The sequence below is a fragment of the Acinetobacter sp. NBRC 110496 genome (genome assembly GCF_000876115.1).
GTDB lineage: Bacteria > Pseudomonadota > Gammaproteobacteria > Pseudomonadales > Moraxellaceae > Acinetobacter.
In genome coordinates, this window is the sequence record NZ_BBTF01000015.1 from 47,221 (window position 1) to 67,119 (window position 19,899).

Sequence of the window (19,899 nt, forward strand, 5' to 3'; positions counted from 1 at the left end):
TTGAGTCGCTTTTTTTATTTGAGTAATTTAAATATTGAACCATTTTGTTTGTTCTCCTTCATCGTTAGAGGGGTGTGATTTTGAGTTACCACATCTGTTTTTTTAGTTGCTGTTTGGCATCCTGTCTTGCACGACGATGCTGTGCTCGTGGTTTCTCTGTTTCATGAACGCCACCTTTGTGTAATAAAGGGGAGAGTGCAACTGGGTTTCGCACTTTGATTTTAGGCATTTCCTTGAGTTTCATATCATTAACCTTTAATGCATAAGATTTGTTTGAGGGTGTGTACAATTTCGATCAAGTCCGCTTGGTTTGCCATAACTTGATCAATATCTTTATAGGCAGCTGGAATTTCATCAATCACAGCGCTGTCCTTTCGGCATTCAATCCCTTGGGTTTGCTGAATCAAGTCATCTTGGCTAAATAGCAGTTTTGCCTTACTGCGGCTCATCTTTCTACCTGCACCATGTGAACATGAGCAAAAGGACTCTGGATTGGCCTTGCCTTTGACGATATAAGAGCGAGCTCCCATTGAACCTGGGATAATGCCCAATTCATCCTGACCTGCCCGAATTGCACCTTTACGTGTTATCAATAGATTCTCACCAAAGTGGGTTTCTTGACTCACATAATTGTGGTGGCAGTTAATTGCTTCTTTGGTCATTTGAAAAGGTGGTAGTAGTGGACGAATCGCTTCTAGGATCAGACGCATCATTTCACGTCTGTTTTCAAAGGCGTATTCTTGTGCCCATTGCACGGCTTCAACATAATCGTCAAAACTATTTGAGCCTTCAGCAAAATAACTTAAGTCTTTGTCCGGAACGTGACCGAAACGATGCTGTGCTTCTTTCTTTGCCAATTCAATGAAATATGTACCGATCACATTGCCTAAACCGCGGCTACCTGAGTGTAGCATGACCCAGACGTCCTGATTTTCATCAAGACACAGTTCAATAAAGTGATTGCCGCCCCCTAAGGTCCCCAGCTGTTTTTGCCAAGTGGCATCAAACTTTCTTAGCATTCGAACCAAGCCGGGATGTTTTTTGATGATAGGTTGTAAGCGTTTTTCTAGCGGAATAATACTAGAAGCTTTAGCTTTCACTTGTTTGTGTAATTCAAAGCCGACAGGGACTTTGCGTTCAATCGCATGGCGTAATGGTGCTAGATGATCTGGTAGTTGTGACGCTTTAAGATTGAGTCGAATCGCATTCATGCCACAACCGATATCAACCCCTACGGCTGCGGGGATGATGGCATTTTTTGTGGGAATCACGCTACCTACAGTCGCACCTTTGCCGACATGTACATCAGGCATCACGGCAATATGTGAATAAACAAATTGTAGTTGTGCCATTTTTTTCAGTTGTTCAATACTTTCGCTATCAATGTCGTTGGTGAAAATTTTCACTGGAACGCCATATTCAGCCTCAGCATTGAGAATTTTTTGTATGCCCATTTTCTTGTCTCGGGTATTTTAATTGTTGGTCCGAATAGGCGTAAAAAAACCTAGCGAATGCTAGGTTAAATAGAGCATTCGGACAAGCGATCATAATATTTGAACACTTGTCCGTGAGTTGACAGTGCCAAATCTTATGGTGTAGTTCCTAGTTGTAATGGCATGCTGTCGTCCTCCTATTATGTGGTGCCGTTGAAAATATGAGCGCGATTTTACTCATATTTTCATTTGGGTCAAGTTTTTATTCGCCTTCTTTCACATTCATATCTTGATATGCAATCAGTTTAGTCTTGTGTTTCCACTTGTAACCGAGCCAAATTGCCAAAAATAATGGAATGCTGATATAGGTTGAGATCAACCCTAACCAATCAATTTTTCCACCGAGCAGAGCTTGATAGTTTTGACCTAAGATAATGATCGAACAAAGAATAAATGCAAACCATGGTGCAAATGGGAAAAACTTGGCGCGGTAAGCAAGGTCTTCAACCTTATAACCTTGTGCGATATAACCTTTACGGAAACGATAGTGTGAAATCGCAATCCCAAGCCAGACAATGAAGCCACACATGCCTGACATATTGAGTAACCAGTTGAATACCTGTTTCTCACCAATGAACGTGGTTAAGAAACACAGCGCTGCAACCGCAGTCGTTGCGTAGAGGGCATTCATGGGTACACCGCGGCCATCCAGTTTCGAGAACCATTTTGGCGCGCGGCCTTCTTTGGCCATATCAAATAACATACGGGTAGAAGAATACATTCCAGAGTTACCCGCAGATAAGATTGCACTGAGAATCACCGCATTCATTAAACTTGCTGCGAAAGCAAAGCCTGCTTTTTCATATAGTAATGTAAATGGTGAAAGTGCAATATCTTCACTTTGAGCTGCTTTTAACAACAGTGGGTCGTCATAGCTGACCAATGTCCCGATAATAAAGATACACAGGATATAGAACAGTAAAATGCGCCAGAAGATCTGTTTAATCGCTAAAGGAATGGTTTTCTTCGGATCTTTAGATTCACCCGCTGCAACCCCCACCATCTCAGTCCCTTGGAACGAGAATCCGGCAATCATGGCAACCCCGATCAGGGCTTGTAAGCCACCGACAAATGGCGCTTCTTTGTAAGTCCAGTGCTGAAATACCGATACATTAGGTGTCAGCATGATTTTAGCAATCATCCAGATCCCAATGACAATAAACACGATAATGGCAATGACTTTGATCAAGGAGAATAAAAATTCACTTTCACCAAAACCTTTCACCGTTAAGGCATTAATCCCAAAAATAATGGCTAGGAAGATCGCACTCCAGTAGAACCCGGGAATATCGGGAAACCAGAATTTCATGATGAATTGAACCGCAACCAATTCAAATGCAACAGTAATCGCCCAGTTGTACCAATAGTTCCAACCTAAAGCAAAACCAAAGCCGTCTTCGACATAGCGACTGCCATAGGTAAAGAATGCACCCGATGTTGGATTGTGCGTGGCTAACTCACCTAAACTGGTCATCAAGAAGTAGATCATGATACCAATGAGCGCATAGGCCAGTAAGGCACCGCCGGGACCGGCAGTTGCAATGGTCGAACCAGAAGCAAGGAATAAGCCTGTGCCGATCGATCCACCAATCGCAATCATGTTCAGGTGACGTGCCCCGAGCTTACGCTGAAGGTGTTGAGGAGCAGATGTATCGCTCATAAAAATTCCTTAAAATGTTTATTTTGCACAGGCATATAACACCTTGAATCCTTGTTGATCTGCCTTAACCAAACATTGACCAAAATTTTGCTCAATGAGGGGCGGGTAATTCAGAAAACGATTGGCTACGATCCATAATTCACCTGCATTTTTCAGATGCTGTTTCGCACGTTGGCAAAGTTCTTCACTGGCATCGTAATTGGTATGAATCCCCTGATGAAAAGGTGGATTGCTTACGATGGCATCCAAATCTTTGGGTGCATCGACGAAACCAGTGACAGCATGTAGATTTAACTGATTGAGATTCAGATTGTTTTTCTGAAAAGTCAGCTCAGTTGACCGTAATGCAAATGCATCAACATCAAGTGCAAAAATTTGTTGGTTCGGATTTAGCTTGGCTAAATAAGCGCTAATAATTCCAGCACCACAACCAAAGTCGGCAATCTTACCTGATTTTACTTGGCTAAGGTAAGGGACTAATATGGCTGTTCCGACATCTAAATGATTTTGACTAAACACACCGGGTAGGGCGCAGATCTCTAATTGATCTTGATCTATCTGAACTGTATAGCTTTTTAACCAGTTTTCAAGTGGTTTTAACTGTTCAGTTTTTTCAATTTTCATTTGCCAAAATTGACAGTGACGTGCGCTATCGAGTTTTAATGTTTTACCATAAGGCTGTAATTGCTTGGCCGCTCGCTCAACACCGCCTTTTTTTTCACCCACTAAAAAAACCTGCTGATCCAGTTTTAGGTGGCTCATGACAACATGCAGAATATAGTTTAATAATTCTTTTGATTTAGGAACAAAAATAACAACTTGATCAAATTGGGCTTGAGGAAACTCAACTGAAAAATGTGAGTTGATATCAGTTTTTAAAAAACTTAGATGATCAGCATAATTCCAAGTCCACACGGATGCTTGGGCTTTTTCGGGTAAATTTTTGGCGAGCTGATCATTGGGCGCATTGATCAATAAGACTTGGCCATTTAAATAATCTTGCTGTCGGATGACAACTTCACTACGTGGATCCATTTTGATCTCTCATCAAAAACAAAGCCCAGTCGTGAAACTGGGCACTTGCGATTGTTTGTTGATTACTTATGTGTGTCAGGTAAAACAATGTTTAAAATCAAAGCGGCAATACCGCCAGTTGCGACACCAGAGCTAAAAATATTTTTAAATAGTTCAGGCAGGTGTTCAAGAATTTGAGGAACTTGAGCGACACCTAAACCAAGTGCAAGTGAAATCGCAATAATCAGCAGGGCGCGACGGTCGAGATGAATACTCGAAAGAATATTAATCCCAGACGCGGCTACAGCCCCAAACATCACCATCACGGCACCACCAAGGACCGCTTGTGGCACGGCTTGAATTACAGCAGCTACAGCAGGGAATAAGCCTAAAATCACGAGCAGCACGGCAATCCAGATTCCGACATAGCGGCTTGCCACACCAGTCAATTGAATGACACCATTGTTTTGTGCAAATACTGAACTTGGGAAAGTATTAAAGATACCTGCTAAGAATGAGTTTGCACCGTTGACCAGTACGCCGCCTTTAATGCGTTGCATCCAAACTGGACCATCAACTGGTTGATTCGAGATTTTACTGGTCGCAGTGACGTCGCCAATTGCTTCAAGTGAAGTGACCAGATAAATGAATGCCATTGGAATGAATAAGCTCCAAGAGAAACTTAATCCAAAATGCATTGGGGTTGGAATTTGAATTAATGGTGCATCATTGAGGACAGCAAAGTTCAGGTGTCCCATAAAACCGGCAAGAATATAGCCAATCACCAGTGCAATTAAAATGGCTGAACTTTTCACCCAAACAATGCGGATTCGATTCAGTAAGATAATAATTCCAAGAACAGTACAGGACATGATCAAGTTGTCTGCATTGGCAAAAGTATTGTCTTGCATGGCGGTATAACCACCGCCCATGCTGATCAAACCTTCTTTAATCAGAGTAAGACCAATCAATAGCACCACAATGCCTGTGACTAACGGAGTAATCAGCTTTTTCACCCAAGGTAAAATTCGTGATACACCCATCTCAATAAATGAACCGGCAATGACGACACCAAAAATGGCGGCCATCACTTGCTCAACTGGGGTGCCTGCAGCCACCATTGCACTACCAATCCCGATGATTGGTCCGATAAAATTAAAGCTGGTACCCTGAACAATTAACAATCCGGCACCAAAAGGGCCAACTTTTTTACATTGTAAAAAAGTTGCAATTCCTGAGATGATCAGTGACATGGAAAGGATCATATTGGTGTCTTCACGCGAGACGCCAAGTGCCAAACAAATCAGTAATCCAGGGGTCACAATCGGGACTAAAATCGCCAAGAGATGCTGTAGAGCGGCTAAAAATGCAACAAAAGGTTTCGGTCGATCATTGAGTCCATAGACCAGATCAAGCTGCTGCTGAGGTTGTGAATTCGACATGGGAGTATAAAAGCGAGAGGCATTAGGGCAATATTCTAATAGAGTTAGCTCGCTTTACCAACGATTCAATGACACTTCGTCAGAAAAAAAATGCACTGTCAATAAACTGTCACTACTAAAGTTTAGTATTTTTCTGTATAATTTGCCCTCAAATTTAAAGCGTATCGAATTTTACATGTCAGATATTAAAACTCTCCGTAACATTGCCATTATTGCGCACGTCGATCATGGTAAGACGACTTTAGTCGACAAACTTTTACAACAATCAGGTGCTCTTGGTGATCGCGCAGGCGAGATTGAACGTGTTATGGATTCTAACGCGCTTGAGTCTGAACGTGGTATTACCATTCTTGCAAAAAATACTGCAATTAAATGGTTAGATGCACGTACAAACACTGAATACCGCATTAACATTGTTGACACCCCGGGACACGCCGACTTCGGTGGTGAAGTTGAACGTGTAATGTCGATGGTTGACTGTGTATTGCTTCTTGTAGACTCACAAGAAGGTCCAATGCCACAAACTCGTTTCGTAACGCAAAAAGCGTTCGCACGTGGTTTGAAGCCAATCGTGATTATCAACAAAGTTGACAAGCCTAGCGCGCGTCCAGACTGGGTTATCGATCAAGTTTTTGATTTGTTCGATAACTTAGGCGGTACTGACGAACAGTTAGACTTCCCAGTTGTCTATGCTTCTGGTCTTCGTGGTGTTGCTGGTCCTTCACCAGAAGAATTAGCGGAAGATATGACACCGTTGTTCCAAACTATCGTTGATATCGTTGAACCACCAGCAGTTGATGTTGATGGTCCTTTCCAAATGCAGATTTCATCACTTGACTATAACAGCTTCGTAGGTGTTATCGGTGTTGGTCGTATTCAACGTGGTTCTGTAAAATTAAATACACCTGTTACTGTTATCGATAAAGATGGCAATACACGTAACGGTCGTATCTTAAAAATCATGGGTTACCATGGTTTAGAGCGTGTTGATGTTGAATCAGCTTCAGCTGGTGACATCATCTGTATTACGGGTATTGATGCATTAAACATTTCTGATACGATTTGTGATCCTAAAAATGTTGAAGCATTACCAGCATTGTCTGTAGATGAACCGACTGTATCGATGACTTTCCAGGTAAACAACTCACCGTTTGCTGGTAAAGAAGGTAAATTCGTAACTTCACGTAACATTCGTGAACGTCTTGACCGTGAATTGATTCACAACGTAGCACTTCGTGTTGAAGATACTGACAGCCCAGACCGTTTCAAGGTTTCAGGTCGTGGTGAACTTCACCTTTCAGTTTTAATTGAAAACATGCGTCGTGAAGGCTTCGAAATGGGCGTATCACGTCCACAAGTGATCATGAAAGAAATCGATGGCGAAAAACAAGAGCCATACGAAAACGTAACGTTTGACGTTGAAGAACAGCATCAAGGTTCTGTAATGGAACAAATGGGCTTCCGTAAAGGCGAAATGACCAATATGGAAGTTGACGGTAAAGGCCGTATCCGTATTGAAGCAACTGTACCTTCACGTGGCTTGATTGGTTTCCGTTCTGAATTCCTAACCATGACTTCTGGTACAGGGATCATGACATCAAGCTTCTCGCATTACGGTCCAGCAAAAGCAGGTACTGTTGCGAAACGTCAAAATGGTGTGTTGATTTCTATGGTTCAAGGGACTTGCTTGGGCTATGCATTATTTACGCTTCAAGACCGTGGTCGTTTATTCGCTAAACCACAGTTGGAAGTGTATGAAGGTATGATCATCGGTATTAACTCACGTTCTGACGATATGGTTGTAAACCCAACTAAAGCGAAACAGTTAACTAACGTTCGTGCGTCAGGTACTGATGAAGCTTTAACTTTAACACCTGCAATGGAATACACGCTTGAACAAGCGCTTGAATTCATTCAAGATGACGAGTTAGTTGAAGTAACACCAAAATCGATTCGTATCCGTAAGCGTTACTTAACTGAAAACGAACGTAAGCGTAACCGCGATAAATAATTTTTCTTCACCGAAAAATGACAAAACCGCTAAATTTATTTAGCGGTTTTTTATTGCATAAATCTGATGGGAAGGACATGCTTAAAGACATATTTTTATGAAAATAAAAAGTGTTGTTAAAGTGTGAAATAACTTTCTTTTTTTGATAAAAATATTAAATTATCAGCATTATGTGGATAACCGCACCTGTGTAATAAACAATGCAAAAACAGGCCGCGATCAAGTTCAGCTCTGGAGAGTTATAGATGAGTATTATTAAAGAATTTAAAGAATTTGCCATCAAGGGCAATATGATGGATTTGGCGATTGGTGTCATCATTGGTGGTGCTTTTGGTAAAATTATTGATTCATTAGTGAAAGATATTGTAATGCCAGTGATTTCATGGATCTTGGGTGGCAATGTAGATTACACCAACTGGTTCCTTATCCTCGGCGATAACCCGAACAATGTGACGACGTTGAAAGCGGCACAGGATGCAGGACTGAATGTCTTTGCGTATGGTAGCTTCTTAACTATTCTTATTAATTTCTTGTTATTAGCATGGGTTGTGTTCTTATTAGTGAAAGTGATGAATCGTATTCGTAAACAAGAAGAGGCTGCACCTGAGCCAGAAGCAACGCCAGAAGATGTTCAACTGTTACGTGAAATTCGTGATGAGTTGAAAAAACAGGGCTAAGTTAGCTTGAATAAAAAACGGCATCTGAGATGCCGTTTTTTATTGTCTATTGGAACAGGACCGTGCTGGATAGTGGCGTAAAATCGTCATTTCTCATAGAAAAAAAGCTGCTTTCATTTTAAGATGCTGTACATATTGTGAGGGGGATCAACTAACATGAACCGATTATTTGTATATGGTACATTATGCCCAAATCGAGAAAATGCCCATATTTTGGGAGAAATCGGTGGCGACTGGCAGCAAGCTTCGGTGCATGGCACGATTCATATTCTAGATTGGGGGCCAGATCAAGGTTTGCCTGCTATCGTTCTGAATGAAGCAGATTCTTTGGTTGAGGGATATTTGTTTAGTACTGACAAATTAGAACAAAACTGGCAAATGCTGGATGATTTTGAAGGGATACAATATCAACGTGTAAAGACTCAGGTTCAGTTGTCTAATGGTGAAATGACATTGGCATGGACCTATGTGATGAGGCCACAGGATTAAAAGATTTATTCTCGGAACTGACTGTTGAGCTTAAATCTAAATTTAAGCTCAAGTAGACCGATTATCTCAAACTGCCCATACGGAATTTGACTTCAACCAAATGAAAACCAAACTGGCTTTTAATCGGACCATGTAGAATACGTTCTGCTGCGCTAAAGACCAGTTTATCGATGACAGGCACCAACTGACCTTTTTTCACCTCGCCGAGTTCACCACCACGTTTGGCTGAGTTGCAGGTTGAATATTGCTTGGCAACTTTTCCGAAATCTGCACCTGATTGAATCCGCTTTTTTAGCTGCTCAGCTAAATCTTTATCTTTGACGAGAATATGTCGAACAATCGCAGTTTGCATGATTTGTTCTCCTTGGGATATCTGAATAAGCCTAAGCTTTTTTTAACTTCAATGGTTGGCATTGCGGGCAAAATACGCTGGCACGTTGACCAAGCTTTAAGTTTTCCAGTGTGGTTTCGCAATTTACGCACATTTCGCCTGCACGCCCATAGGCCAAAAGCGTCTGTTGAAAATAACCATTTTCACCCATGGCATTGCTATAGTCACGCAAGGTAGAGCCACCAAGATCAATTGCCTGTTTTAAGATGCGTTTAACTTCAATGACCAGTTTTTCTACCTGTGTTTTGCTTAAGGTTGAAGCTGGCTGTGCAGGATGAACCCCGATATTGAATAAACTTTCAGTCGCATAAATATTGCCGACACCAACCACCACATGATTATCCATCAAAGCAATTTTAATGCCGACATTCTTTTTACTCAGTTTTTCACCTAAGTAAGCCGCATTAAAATCTTCACTGAGTGGCTCAGGGCCGAGTGTGTCGATCAGTTTGCTTTGATTGGCTTGGTCTAACCACAAAATACAGCCAAAACGACGTGGGTCGTGATAGCGGAGTTGCAAATCCTCAAAATCAATCACCAGATGATCATGCTTTCTCAGCGCTTCATTAGCTTGACACAAACGAAAGCTGCCAGACATACCCAAATGCCAGAGCATCTGATCTTGTTCAAATTCGGCCAGAATATATTTAGAGCGACGTTTCAGTTGCGTTAGACGTTGTCCAACCAGTTTGTCGAGATCGTTGGGAATTGGCCAGCGTAAACTCGCATTCAATACAGTGACGGCTTGAACACGTTGCTCTAAAAGAGGGAGAAGGCTGGTTTTGGTGGTTTCAACTTCAGGAAGTTCAGGCATATAGAGCTCAAGTTGTTTCAACAACAATACAATGAGGGTAAATGTTTCACTTACAATTATGACGGTATTTAATTTTATTTGCCAATGCAGATCGGTAACGTTCTTGATGATGGCCGTAAAATTTAAATATGTAAGTTAAATATAAAATAATTAGATGCTTACTTTTAAAAATCATCCTTTTGAAATTTTGAGAAATAAGGAATCTTCATGCCTTCACTGAAAATTAACCTTTTATATGGTTGCGTCGCAATGTGTATGGGGGTGGTGGGTAATAGCGCTGCCTGGGCGGGTGAATCTGATGCTGAGCAAGCTGTGCAATTGCCATCAATTAAAGTCGAGGCAACACGCACCGATACTACATATATGCAAACACCAGCCTCAATTTTTAGGGTGGATATGCCTAAAGATGATCAATCAGCACAAGTGAATTTAACAGAGGTTGTTAAAGGAATTCCAAGTCTTCAATTACGTAATCGTGAGAACTATGCACAGGATTTGCAATTGTCAATGCGCGGTTTTGGTGCACGCTCTACTTTTGGTGTGCGTGGTATTCGTTTATATACCGACGGTATTCCGGCAACGATGCCCGATGGGCAGGGGCAAACCTCAAATATTGATTTAAGCAGTTTGAGTCATCTTGAAGTCTTAACAGGGCCATTTTCTTCGATTTATGGCAATTCATCGGGCGGCGCGATTCTGGCAACAACCAGAGAGGGGCAGGGTAAAGACTCGATTGAAATGAGTTATGCTGGGGGCAGCCACAATAAGAATCGCGCGGGTATTGTGTTGCAAGGCGGTGCTAAAAATCAAAATGAACCGAGTTATGTGATTAGCTCATCTTATTTTGATACCGATGGTTTTCGAGACCATAGCGGGGCAAACAAGGTTTTAAGCAATGCAAAACTGACGTGGAATTTGGATGATGGTAGTAAGATTAACTGGATCACTAACTACGTCAAGATTGATGCTGATGATCCTAGTGGCTTAACACGAGCAGATTGGGAAGTGAATCCAAGACAAGTGGCAAAAAATGTTTTGGATTACAATGCACGTAAAAAGATTGATCAAACCCAAACAGGGCTTACATGGTCAAAACCAATCAATGACCAAAATGAACTGTATGCGATGGCCTACATTGGGCAACGTCAAGTAACACAATATCAATCGATTCCAGATATGGTTCAAAAAAATCCAGCGACACCGTATCAAGCTGGTGGAGTAATTGATTTTAAACGTGATTATTATGGTGCAGACTTCCGCTGGACGGGGAAGGACTTACTACCGAATACCCAGTTCAGTGCAGGTGTGGCAATTGATGCGATGAATGAAGGTCGACAAGGCTATCAAAACTTTAATGAGACTGGGGATAAAGGGGTAAAAGGAGCCCTGCGCCGTGATGAGCGTAATACCTTGTGGAATGTCGATCCTTATTTACAGGCTTCATGGTCTTTTTTACCAACGATGCGTCTAGATACAGGTGTGCGTTATAGTAATGTGCATTACGAATCGAAAGATCATTATATTGTTGGTCTGAATGGGGATAATAGTGGCAAAACTAGCTATGAAGAAGTATTACCTTCAGTGGCTCTAAGTTGGCAAGTTATTCCAGAAGCTTTACTCTATGCAAGTTATGCCAAAGGTTTTGAAACGCCAACATTCACTGAGATGGCTTATCCTGCAAAAGGTGGCAGCAGCACGCTAGACTTAAGACCTTCAAAAAGTGATAACTATGAGGTGGGTCTAAAATCTTCAAATGTGTTAGGTGATTTTAATTTGGCTACATTCTACATTCAAACCAAGGATGACATTGTTGCAGCTGAAAATATTGGTGGTCGTGCAACTTTTAGGAATGCAGATAAGACTTTACGCAAAGGTGTTGAGTTGGCTTGGAATAAAGCGCTTTGGAAAGATTTGGCCATCAATGCTAGTTATGCCTATTTAGATGCGACCTTTGATTCTAAAGTTCCTGCGGTTGGAAAAGTTGCTGAGATTCCTGAGGGAAATGCAATTCCTGGAATCGCAAAGAGCCAAGCTTTTATTGGTTTGGCGTGGAAACCTGAGCAGGGCTTTTACGCAGGTGCAGATGTGCAGTATATGGATAAAGTGTATGTTAATGATATTAATAGTGATGCAGCACCAAATTATACGGTCGCGTCATTGTATACTGGATATGCGTGGAAATATGCAGACTGGGGAGTGAGTGGTTTTGCACGCGTAGATAACCTGTTCGATAAAAACTATGCAGGCTCGGTGATTGTTAACGAAGGAAGCAACCGCTTCTTTGAACCCGCAGATGGGCGTAATTGGAGTGCTGGGATTAAAGTCAGCAAACAGTTCTAAGTGAAAACAAGCAGCACTTACAAAGTGCTGCTTTTGGCTTTTTATTTTTTGGTTGGCGCTGCTTTTTTCGCAGCAATGGCTTCGTTAACTTTGACTAATGATTCTTTCGCATTTGGATAGTCCACAGCCGCTAAGCGTGAAAAGATATTTTTTGCCTGCTCTAAATCCTGATCGATAATACTGCCATTGGCAAGCATATTGCCAAGAATCATGAGAGAGGGTGCATAATCCTTTTTGGCAAGATCCTTTAAGCTCTCAATTGCTTGCTGTTGCATAAACGGGTTTTTATTCTTAACCCCAATACCAAGGTCATAAACTGCTTTTAAATTTCGTGCCGGATAATAATCCTTTCGGAGGAGAGGCAATAATTTCTGAATGGCGAGTTGGTCGTATTCAGGTTTTCCTTGGCGGAATAGAAGATCTGCAAACTCAACGGTTGCTTCATCTGAGCCTTGGATCGAGGCTTTTTCTAAATATTCTTTATACTTTTGTGGATTCTTGCCTAGGCCAAGCGTACCTTTGTGGTAGGCCTGAGCAATACTAAAGCTGGCTGGGCCATAGCCTTTAGTTGATGCGTCTTGGTAATATTGTAATGCTTTTTTCTCATCTTTTGCGGTACCTTGACCTAGCTGAGTCATGTAGCCAAGATTATAAATCGCTTGTTGATTACCCGTTGTGGCTAAACGTTGCATTTCTTGAAAGGCAGCAGCATAGTCCTTTGCTTCGTAAAGTTGGGTTGCTTTTGTAAAGACAGGATCGGGTTTAATGGTCGATGTTTTTGCGTCTGCTGCGAAAGCACTATGACTAACAACAGTAATTAAACTCGCAATCAGCAATTTTTTCATGTTTATTTTTCCTTTCATGTTGATCTGCTTTCATCCCTTGTATGGCAGAACTCAATATGCTGTCCTCATCATAAAAGTTTAGGCAAAAATGTAAATAAGGATTTTGTATAAATCGTGGTGAAATGAAAGAACCTAAATTAACTATTTTATATGAGTTAAGAACTATTAAATCAATATCTTATGTTTTATTTTTTTAGATAATCGCTTGTGACCCTTCTGTGGCAAAAGAGTCATAAGCCTTCATCATTGCATATTATTTGTTACTGCTGGCTTCCTGTAAAAGCTGCTCAATCTGTTCAGCATTTTGTGGGCTGCCAGAGAGCCGCATGCCATTTTGTAAGAATAGGGTCGGAGTGCCATCAATTTGTAATTTTTGACCCAAGGCTAAATTCTTTTGTATTGGGGTTTCACACTGAGCTGCATTTTTTGGTGCTTTACGATGCAGCATATAATCTTCCCAAGCTTCGTACGGATTTTTGGAACACCAAATTTTATTGGCAACCGCTTCTGCCTGAGGATGTAATTTTTTCAGTGGGAATAAGAACAGATAAACTGTGACATTATCTATAGAGGTCATATGCTGTTCAAGTTTTTGGCAATAAGGACAGTCAGGATCGCTAAAGACGTACAGGATACGATCTCCCTTGCCTTTGACATATTTGATTGCTTGATCGAGCGGCAGTTGTTTGACATCAATTTTTCCAAATTCGGCTAAGTGCTCTTCGGTCAGATTTTTCTTGTTTTTGACATCGAGGAGGTTACCGAAAAACAGATACTTGGCGGTTTCATCAGTATAGATGATTTTACCTGCGGCATAGACTTCATAAATACCCGGTAAAGGAGAAGGACTAACCGATTTGACCGGAATATCTGGATAATTCTGTTTGAAGTTGCGTTCCAGTGTTTTGCTATCGGCATGTAATGTTTGTAAGCCAAAAAGGCTAAGCGTGATAGCGGATAACCATGTTTTGATCGTTATTTTCATGTGGAATCGATTGTGTTGAGAATATAGGAACAATAACGTCGATTTAAACTTTCGACAAGAACAGCGATGAAACTTTATTTTAAATAGGGCTGCATCGCCAATTGAAGTAATTCAATCAGCTCAGGGTCCATATAGTGATAGTCATCTGGAATATCGAGCACAAACACTTTTTTATGCGCTAGTTGTTTGGAAAACTGTTCTTTGATCTGTTGCTTGTGTCGAGATTCCATCACAAAGATTTGCTCAGCCCAAGCAATGTCTTTTAATGAAATGGTGTGTTTGGCGTGACGGCTGGTGCCAGTTGAACGGGTACGTAGACCATACCCTTGTGCGAAAATACGTTCAGCTGTTGGACTGCGCCATTGGTTACGGCTGCAAATAAAGAGAATATTCAGAATCAAAGAGTCCAATAATTAAAACGGGCATCATGTAAAGATTGAGCTTTAGAAATGCGAGGATATTCGATTCTTAATTGCTTTGCCTGAGCAAGTTTAACTTGTCTTGTATAGAGATATTTCCATTGCTTTACAGGCTTCCACAAACGTGTTGTGTGTCTACAGTCTCGGCCTCGAAATAAAAACTTTTGCTTACGTCGCCATGCTCGGTTACGTTGTTGTGCTAAATCATCCATTATAAAAAACTCATGAGTTAATCGGTTTCAGCAGCCGCGATAACACATGAGTTTTTACTATAATATTAAAGCCTAATTTCCACAAGGATTTAACTTGGTCGAGCGACATCGCCATTCAGTGTTTCAGGCAGCTCTAAAACAGTTACACCAAGTTCTGTTAAGGCTGCGGGTTTGGCAATCACAAGTGCCAGATAACCAGTTTCAAAGGTAACACTATTGACTACTTCAACATCTTTACTGAGTTGTGTTGCTGGGGCTGGCAGACCACCTTCGGCTTGAATTAAATGCAACCAATGCTTTGGTTTGGCTTTAAACCAAAGACGTGCCACGATTTCTTGGCCAAGATAACAGCCCTTATCAAAATGTACGCCATCGCGTTGATGTAATCGTAATTCTTGTGGTTGGAATAGGTGTTCTGTACTTTGACTAATCCAAGCTTGCCCAGACTGAATTGCCTGAACTTGCCAAGTACTGATATCGCTTACTGTTGCAGAAAACTCAGTTTGAATACCATTTACTGTTGGGTAAACAGGGCTGATTTGTTCTAACTTCATTTTAGAAAAAGCACCAAACTTTTTAATATGCTTAGCAAATTCTTCGGCTTGGTCCTGCGTGGTCACAAGTTCAAAGCTCTCTGGGGTGAGTCTTTTAATCCATAAACCAAAATGAATACGTCCTTTTAAATCACAAATAGCGGTATAGCGATTTTCATTTTCAGGTATCCGTTCGACATGAATGGTCACCTGACCTTGTAAAAATTTCTGTGCATCTACACCATTTAAGCTAAAAGCAGTAAAAGCAAGCTGGCTCATAGATCAATCCTAAATCTGCGTTCTGATCACTAAAATATAGATTGTTATTTTGCGCCATTTTTCACAAAAAAGCAGCTTTAGATTCTCGATAATCGTGCTCAAATGAGCGATTGAAGGCATGGCATTTGTACAGCAAATCGCTATGATAAATCGATCCAGCGCAAGAATTGTAAGATTGGAGAATAATAATGACGGGTACAGTAAAATTACATCGTGTATTAAATGCGCCACCTGCTCGGGTTTTTAAAGCCTTTTTAGATCCAGATGCCTTGGTCAAATGGTTACCACCGCATGGATTCACAGCAAAAGTCCATCATCTTGATCCGCAAGAGGGGGGGAGCTATAAAATGTTATTTACCAATTTTTCAACAGGACACTCTCACTCTTTTGGTGGAAGCTATATCGAACTGGTTCCCAATGAACGCTTGCGTTATACCAGTCGTTTTGATGACCCAAACCTGCCCGGTGATATTCAGGTGACGATTCAACTCAAACAAGTATTGGTCGGTACTGAAATCCATATTACCCAAGAAGGGATACCAGACGTGATTCCAGTTGAAGCGTGTTATTTAGGCTGGCAAGAATCATTGTATTTGCTTGGCTTATTGGTGCAGGTTGAGATTCCAGATTAGAAATTGAAAAAGCAGAATCAGCTTAAAAATACAGTTTATGATGATGACATCGGGGGATGCTATGTCAGGACAAGCAATTGTTGAACACCGTGAACAGCTTGCACGTCGTGCAATGCGAGAAGCTTTAGAAAACCAACAGGCCGAAGACAGTGTAGAGCTATTTATTCAACACCATCTTGAGGAGGTTGAATCTGCATATTGGCAAAAACATTTTGGGACACCTACTCCAACACCGTTACAGGTGCTGGAGATTTTAGTCTTGGATCATCAATGCGATGATGACGGCTTAGAACCGCATGAGATGCTTGATTTTACTTTGCCCGATGGAATGACCAATTATGTGATTTGTGTAAGTTTTGATGCAAAAGGGCAGGTGATTGATATCGCAATGGAAAGCTAAGCCTAAATTGTAGGCGAGTGTGTATGCAAATCGAGATTAAACGTATTTATGATCCTATCGCCGTTTCCGATGGCAAACGTGTCTTGGTAGATCGTTTATGGCCGAGAGGAATATCGAAAGAACGGGCACATTTGGATTTATGGCTCAAGGAAATTGCCCCCTCAACCGAGTTGCGACAGGCATTTTGTCATCAAGCCGAGCATTGGCTGAGTTTTCAGCAGGGCTATTATCAAGAATTAAGTCATAATCCACATGTTCAAGAACTGAGAGAGATGGCCAAACAGCAACCTTTAACGCTGATTTATGCGGCCAAAGACCCGGCCTTGAATCATGCTTTGGTACTGAAGAATTATCTACTTGGGAAAGAGATTCAAGGCTGAAATTTTGAAAAAATAGCGTCTATCCATCATAATAGCCTTTTGAGTTTTTTTTATGTCTTTTCCAAATTGCCCACAATGCCAATCAGAATATACTTACCAAGATGGCGATTTATTGATTTGTCCTGAATGTTCACATGAATGGAAGGAAGGGGAAGCTGTTGCTTCAGAAGTACAGGACATTATTAAAGATGCCAACGGAAATGTCTTGGCTGATGGTGATAGTGTAACGGTCGTGAAAGATCTAAAAATTAAAGGTTCATCTTCTGTGGTGAAGGTTGGAACAAAGGTCAAAAGCATTCGCTTGGTTGCCGATGCAAGTGATGGTCATAACATTGATTGTAAAATTGATGGTGTTGGTGCGATGAAATTGAAGTCTGAATTCGTGAAAAAAGTTTAATCATCTGATCTAAAAAGGAGTATGTAGATGCTCCTTTTTAGATTTAGGCTGGAGAGGTAATTATTTTCTTTATCTGCTATTTAGTTGATTATTTTAACTGAAATTGTGGAGCGTTGTGATCACGGGATTAGGTATTAATCGCTCCTAAGTAATAAGGTATGATCTTGATTAAAGCATAATATATTGATTTATTATTAATAATCATTGTGTTTCTATGGTGCTAAGTCGATTCACAGTTTTTTACATAATCGACAACTTTTTTCAGTAGAAAAATTTATACTTGAAATTTCATCAAATAAATAGCTCTAATAAATGAAAATCGAACGTCCTTGGTATAATGAATATCAGAAGTATAATGTTGCTTATCAATTAAAATCACCTAGCGAGCATGAATCTTTAATTGAGATGCTAGAGCAATCTTTTCAGCAATTCAGTAATGCTGCTGCTTTTATTTTTTATGATCAAATCCTTTCTTTTACTGAGCTTGATCAGCTTAGTCTTCGATTTGCCAGTTATTTACAACAGTTAAATTTAGCTCAGCAAACCCGAATTGCAATCATGCTCCCGAATTTACTGCAATATCCAGTTATTGCCTGTGCCATCCTTCGTGCGGGTTATATTGCAGTTAATGTGAATCCGCATTATACCCCCCGTGAGCTTCAGTATCAGCTCAATGATTCTGGCGCAGAGGTCTTGATTATTATTGATGATGCGATTCCAGCTTTTCAGCAAATTGAAGCACAAACCAAGGTCAAGACGATTATCCAGACCTCGATTCCGGATTTATTGACGGAGGAAACACGATTTAAATATCCACACTTGCAAGAAAGCAAAGTGGTTCAACATGAGCTTATCGGTAATGTATATCAATTTAAAAGCATCATGAATGAGGTTGGTTCTACGGATTATCAACGCCCAGCACTCCAGCTTCATGATATTGCCTTACTACAATATACTGGTGGCACAACGGGTCTTTCAAAAGGCACCATCCTAACGCACGGTAATTTATTTATTAATACTTTGCAGATGGATGCCGCTTTTTCTTCAAATTTGTTGTTATCGTCTCAAGGTGGCAGTAGTCGAATTTTATGCCTTCTGCCGTTTTATCATATATTTGCTTTTTCTTTCAGTATTTTATATAGCCTTTATTCAGGTCAGACGGTCGTACTCATATTGAATCCACGCGACATCAATTACATTCTAGACACTTGGCGCCGTTACTCTCCAAATGTATTTCCTGGTGTCAACACGATATTTAATACTCTCGCCAATCAACCTGATTTTAAGGAAATAGATTTTTCTGACTTCAAACTGGCCGTGAGTGGCGGGATGCCAACCTTGCAGGCAACAGCAGATTTATGGCAGCAGTTGACAGGCAATATTATTTGTGAGGTCTATGGCCTTTCCGAGACAGGGCCTTTAGCTACGTTTAATCCCAATGGGCAAACGACTTTTAGTGGCAAGGTGGGTATCCCGGTCCCCTTAACGGATGTCGTGATTATTGATCAGCATGGCAATCCACTGCCCTATGGTCAGCCAGGTGAAGTGGCCATACGTGGCCCGCAAGTGATGCAGGGCTATTGGCAAAAACCAGAAGAAACAGCACAGGTTATGACTCGGGATCAACTGTTCCGTTCAGGTGACATTGGCATAATGGATGAGCGGGGATTTATTGAACTGATTGATAGAAAGAAAGATATGATCGTTGTTTCTGGATTTAATGTTTATCCAAGGGAAATTGAAGAAGTTGTCGCCCAGTATCATAAGGTGCTCGAGGTGGCTGCGATTGGGGTAAAGGATGAAAAATCTGGTGAAGTTCCAAAAATCTTTATTGTGAGTAAAGATCCATCTTTAACGGAAGAGGAAATTTTAAGCTATACCAAAGCTCATTTGACCGCCTATAAATGTCCAAAATATATTGAGTTTGTACAAGAGTTACCGAAATCAAATATCGGAAAAATACTACGTCGACATTTAAAAGAACAACAGTAGGAGATGTTTGGCCTTGGTCTGGTTTTATAGTTTGATGCAGTCGGTCAATTACTAAAATTGAACAAAAAACAAGCTTTTTAAACTGGGATAGCTGAACTATATTGGTGGAGATAACAAACAATGATTAACTCCAATAAATAGAGGTTCTTATGTCAGGGTGGTTTGAAGTAAGTAAGGCGAGTGATGGGCAATATCGTTTTGTACTTAAGGCAGGAAATGGTGAACCAATTTTAAATAGTGAATTATATAAAACCAAAGCAGCAGCATTGAATGGGATCGCATCAGTACAGAAAAATAGTCCTGATGATGGTCGATATGATCGCTTAACTTCAAAGAATGAAAAACCATATTTTAATTTGAAAGCAGCCAATCATCAGGTCATTGGAACCAGTCAGCTGTATTCCAGTGAGCAGTCGCGTGACAAGGGCATTGAATCTGTGAAAAATAATGGGCCATCTGAAACTATTAAAGATTTAACTGTTTAATCAATAAAA

At 40.8% G+C, this 19,899-nt stretch carries 22 protein-coding genes; 10 read left to right on the forward strand and 12 right to left on the reverse strand.

The window, feature by feature from the left end; translation table 11 throughout:
- Nucleotides 1-85: 85 nt before the first annotated feature.
- From Aba26S_RS21120 to Aba26S_RS09590, 5 genes are all read right to left on the reverse strand, one after another.
- Nucleotides 86-244: a hypothetical protein gene (locus Aba26S_RS21120; protein ID WP_005244118.1), complete on the reverse strand. Its 159-nt coding sequence runs from the start codon at nucleotides 242-244 to the stop codon at nucleotides 86-88.
- Nucleotides 245-248: 4 nt separating this feature from the next.
- Nucleotides 249-1,454, reverse strand: coding sequence for an RtcB family protein (locus Aba26S_RS09575; protein ID WP_005244117.1), 1,206 nt, complete (start codon nucleotides 1,452-1,454; stop codon nucleotides 249-251).
- A 241-nt stretch (nucleotides 1,455-1,695) separates the two neighbouring features.
- Nucleotides 1,696-3,153, reverse strand: coding sequence for an amino acid permease (locus Aba26S_RS09580; RefSeq protein WP_043971688.1), 1,458 nt, complete (start codon nucleotides 3,151-3,153; stop codon nucleotides 1,696-1,698).
- Nucleotides 3,154-3,171: 18 nt separating this feature from the next.
- On the reverse strand, nucleotides 3,172-4,188 hold the full coding sequence (locus Aba26S_RS09585; protein WP_043971690.1) for a methyltransferase: 1,017 nt from the start codon (nucleotides 4,186-4,188) through the stop codon (nucleotides 3,172-3,174).
- A gap of 62 nt (nucleotides 4,189-4,250) precedes the next feature.
- On the reverse strand, nucleotides 4,251-5,609 hold the full coding sequence (locus tag Aba26S_RS09590; protein ID WP_010590226.1) for a uracil-xanthine permease family protein: 1,359 nt from the start codon (nucleotides 5,607-5,609) through the stop codon (nucleotides 4,251-4,253).
- Nucleotides 5,610-5,784: 175 nt separating this feature from the next.
- Here Aba26S_RS09590 and typA point away from each other — a divergent pair, with 175 nt between their 5' ends.
- The 3 genes from typA to Aba26S_RS09605 all read left to right on the forward strand — a co-directional run bounded on the left by typA (nucleotide 5,785) and on the right by Aba26S_RS09605 (nucleotide 8,786).
- Nucleotides 5,785-7,620, forward strand: a complete 1,836-nt coding sequence (typA, locus tag Aba26S_RS09595; protein ID WP_005244111.1) for a translational GTPase TypA — start codon at nucleotides 5,785-5,787, stop codon at nucleotides 7,618-7,620.
- 245 nt (nucleotides 7,621-7,865) lie between these two features.
- Nucleotides 7,866-8,297, forward strand: coding sequence for a large conductance mechanosensitive channel protein MscL (mscL, locus tag Aba26S_RS09600; RefSeq protein WP_005244106.1), 432 nt, complete (start codon nucleotides 7,866-7,868; stop codon nucleotides 8,295-8,297).
- Between the two features lie 156 nt (nucleotides 8,298-8,453).
- The gene (locus tag Aba26S_RS09605) at nucleotides 8,454-8,786 is read left to right on the forward strand and encodes a gamma-glutamylcyclotransferase family protein (RefSeq protein WP_043971693.1); all 333 of its coding nucleotides are present in this window, start codon (nucleotides 8,454-8,456) and stop codon (nucleotides 8,784-8,786) included.
- A 61-nt stretch (nucleotides 8,787-8,847) separates the two neighbouring features.
- Here Aba26S_RS09605 and Aba26S_RS09610 read toward each other — a convergent pair whose 3' ends face one another.
- Both Aba26S_RS09610 and mutM read right to left on the reverse strand, forming a co-directional pair.
- Nucleotides 8,848-9,138, reverse strand: a complete 291-nt coding sequence (locus tag Aba26S_RS09610) for a peptidylprolyl isomerase (RefSeq protein ID WP_005244102.1) — start codon at nucleotides 9,136-9,138, stop codon at nucleotides 8,848-8,850.
- A gap of 31 nt (nucleotides 9,139-9,169) precedes the next feature.
- Nucleotides 9,170-9,991: a bifunctional DNA-formamidopyrimidine glycosylase/DNA-(apurinic or apyrimidinic site) lyase gene (mutM, locus tag Aba26S_RS09615; protein WP_005244100.1), complete on the reverse strand. Its 822-nt coding sequence runs from the start codon at nucleotides 9,989-9,991 to the stop codon at nucleotides 9,170-9,172.
- A 207-nt stretch (nucleotides 9,992-10,198) separates the two neighbouring features.
- Here mutM and Aba26S_RS09620 point away from each other — a divergent pair, with 207 nt between their 5' ends.
- A complete protein-coding gene (locus tag Aba26S_RS09620; protein ID WP_043971696.1) occupies nucleotides 10,199-12,331 on the forward strand; it encodes a TonB-dependent receptor in 2,133 nt (710 codons plus the stop codon).
- Between the two features lie 41 nt (nucleotides 12,332-12,372).
- Here Aba26S_RS09620 and Aba26S_RS09625 read toward each other — a convergent pair whose 3' ends face one another.
- From Aba26S_RS09625 to Aba26S_RS09645, 5 genes are all read right to left on the reverse strand, one after another.
- Nucleotides 12,373-13,176 carry a tetratricopeptide repeat protein gene (locus tag Aba26S_RS09625; RefSeq protein WP_005244089.1) on the reverse strand — a complete coding sequence of 268 codons (804 nt, stop codon included), beginning with the start codon at nucleotides 13,174-13,176 and terminating at the stop codon, nucleotides 12,373-12,375.
- A 253-nt stretch (nucleotides 13,177-13,429) separates the two neighbouring features.
- Nucleotides 13,430-14,161: a DsbC family protein gene (locus Aba26S_RS09630; protein ID WP_043971698.1), complete on the reverse strand. Its 732-nt coding sequence runs from the start codon at nucleotides 14,159-14,161 to the stop codon at nucleotides 13,430-13,432.
- 74 nt (nucleotides 14,162-14,235) lie between these two features.
- Nucleotides 14,236-14,556, reverse strand: coding sequence for a low molecular weight protein tyrosine phosphatase family protein (locus Aba26S_RS09635; RefSeq protein WP_043971728.1), 321 nt, complete (start codon nucleotides 14,554-14,556; stop codon nucleotides 14,236-14,238).
- 2 nt (nucleotides 14,557-14,558) lie between these two features.
- A complete protein-coding gene (locus Aba26S_RS09640; RefSeq protein WP_043971700.1) occupies nucleotides 14,559-14,792 on the reverse strand; it encodes a hypothetical protein in 234 nt (77 codons plus the stop codon).
- A gap of 89 nt (nucleotides 14,793-14,881) precedes the next feature.
- Nucleotides 14,882-15,604, reverse strand: a complete 723-nt coding sequence (locus Aba26S_RS09645) for a folate-binding protein YgfZ (RefSeq protein ID WP_043971702.1) — start codon at nucleotides 15,602-15,604, stop codon at nucleotides 14,882-14,884.
- Nucleotides 15,605-15,786: 182 nt separating this feature from the next.
- On the opposite strand from Aba26S_RS09645, the gene Aba26S_RS09650 reads away from it, so the two are divergent.
- The 6 genes from Aba26S_RS09650 to Aba26S_RS09675 all read left to right on the forward strand — a co-directional run bounded on the left by Aba26S_RS09650 (nucleotide 15,787) and on the right by Aba26S_RS09675 (nucleotide 19,890).
- A complete protein-coding gene (locus Aba26S_RS09650) occupies nucleotides 15,787-16,236 on the forward strand; it encodes an SRPBCC family protein (RefSeq protein ID WP_171248935.1) in 450 nt (149 codons plus the stop codon).
- Nucleotides 16,237-16,273: 37 nt separating this feature from the next.
- Nucleotides 16,274-16,636 (forward strand): DUF2004 domain-containing protein, encoded by a 363-nt coding sequence (locus Aba26S_RS09655; RefSeq protein WP_005244075.1) that lies wholly within the window; start codon nucleotides 16,274-16,276, stop codon nucleotides 16,634-16,636.
- A 23-nt stretch (nucleotides 16,637-16,659) separates the two neighbouring features.
- The gene (locus Aba26S_RS09660) at nucleotides 16,660-17,016 is read left to right on the forward strand and encodes a DUF488 domain-containing protein (protein ID WP_043971706.1); all 357 of its coding nucleotides are present in this window, start codon (nucleotides 16,660-16,662) and stop codon (nucleotides 17,014-17,016) included.
- A gap of 52 nt (nucleotides 17,017-17,068) precedes the next feature.
- Nucleotides 17,069-17,413: a zinc ribbon domain-containing protein YjdM gene (locus Aba26S_RS09665; RefSeq protein ID WP_005244069.1), complete on the forward strand. Its 345-nt coding sequence runs from the start codon at nucleotides 17,069-17,071 to the stop codon at nucleotides 17,411-17,413.
- A gap of 318 nt (nucleotides 17,414-17,731) precedes the next feature.
- Nucleotides 17,732-19,405, forward strand: coding sequence for an AMP-binding protein (locus Aba26S_RS09670; RefSeq protein WP_043971731.1), 1,674 nt, complete (start codon nucleotides 17,732-17,734; stop codon nucleotides 19,403-19,405).
- Between the two features lie 149 nt (nucleotides 19,406-19,554).
- Nucleotides 19,555-19,890: a YegP family protein gene (locus tag Aba26S_RS09675; RefSeq protein ID WP_005244065.1), complete on the forward strand. Its 336-nt coding sequence runs from the start codon at nucleotides 19,555-19,557 to the stop codon at nucleotides 19,888-19,890.
- The last annotated feature ends 9 nt before the right edge of the window (nucleotides 19,891-19,899 follow it).

Bases quoted from the DNA above. Each gene is read 5' to 3' on its own strand.
- mscL (WP_005244106.1), top strand. From the start codon at position 7,866: ATGAGTATTATTAAAGAATTTAAAGAATTTGCCATCAAGGGCAATATG.
- Aba26S_RS09675 (WP_005244065.1), top strand. From the start codon at position 19,555: ATGTCAGGGTGGTTTGAAGTAAGTAAGGCGAGTGATGGGCAATATCGT.
- typA (WP_005244111.1), top strand. From the start codon at position 5,785: ATGTCAGATATTAAAACTCTCCGTAACATTGCCATTATTGCGCACGTC.
- Aba26S_RS09605 (WP_043971693.1), top strand. From the start codon at position 8,454: ATGAACCGATTATTTGTATATGGTACATTATGCCCAAATCGAGAAAAT.
- Aba26S_RS09640 (WP_043971700.1), bottom strand. From the start codon at position 14,792: ATGGATGATTTAGCACAACAACGTAACCGAGCATGGCGACGTAAGCAA.
- Aba26S_RS09620 (WP_043971696.1), top strand. From the start codon at position 10,199: ATGCCTTCACTGAAAATTAACCTTTTATATGGTTGCGTCGCAATGTGT.
- Aba26S_RS09590 (WP_010590226.1), bottom strand. From the start codon at position 5,609: ATGTCGAATTCACAACCTCAGCAGCAGCTTGATCTGGTCTATGGACTC.
- Aba26S_RS09585 (WP_043971690.1), bottom strand. From the start codon at position 4,188: ATGGATCCACGTAGTGAAGTTGTCATCCGACAGCAAGATTATTTAAAT.
- Aba26S_RS09645 (WP_043971702.1), bottom strand. From the start codon at position 15,604: ATGAGCCAGCTTGCTTTTACTGCTTTTAGCTTAAATGGTGTAGATGCA.
- Aba26S_RS09665 (WP_005244069.1), top strand. From the start codon at position 17,069: ATGTCTTTTCCAAATTGCCCACAATGCCAATCAGAATATACTTACCAA.
- Aba26S_RS09655 (WP_005244075.1), top strand. From the start codon at position 16,274: ATGATGATGACATCGGGGGATGCTATGTCAGGACAAGCAATTGTTGAA.
- Aba26S_RS09630 (WP_043971698.1), bottom strand. From the start codon at position 14,161: ATGAAAATAACGATCAAAACATGGTTATCCGCTATCACGCTTAGCCTT.
- Aba26S_RS21120 (WP_005244118.1), bottom strand. From the start codon at position 244: ATGAAACTCAAGGAAATGCCTAAAATCAAAGTGCGAAACCCAGTTGCA.
- Aba26S_RS09580 (WP_043971688.1), bottom strand. From the start codon at position 3,153: ATGAGCGATACATCTGCTCCTCAACACCTTCAGCGTAAGCTCGGGGCA.
- Aba26S_RS09610 (WP_005244102.1), bottom strand. From the start codon at position 9,138: ATGCAAACTGCGATTGTTCGACATATTCTCGTCAAAGATAAAGATTTA.
- Aba26S_RS09625 (WP_005244089.1), bottom strand. From the start codon at position 13,176: ATGAAAAAATTGCTGATTGCGAGTTTAATTACTGTTGTTAGTCATAGT.
- Aba26S_RS09575 (WP_005244117.1), bottom strand. From the start codon at position 1,454: ATGGGCATACAAAAAATTCTCAATGCTGAGGCTGAATATGGCGTTCCA.
- Aba26S_RS09660 (WP_043971706.1), top strand. From the start codon at position 16,660: ATGCAAATCGAGATTAAACGTATTTATGATCCTATCGCCGTTTCCGAT.
- mutM (WP_005244100.1), bottom strand. From the start codon at position 9,991: ATGCCTGAACTTCCTGAAGTTGAAACCACCAAAACCAGCCTTCTCCCT.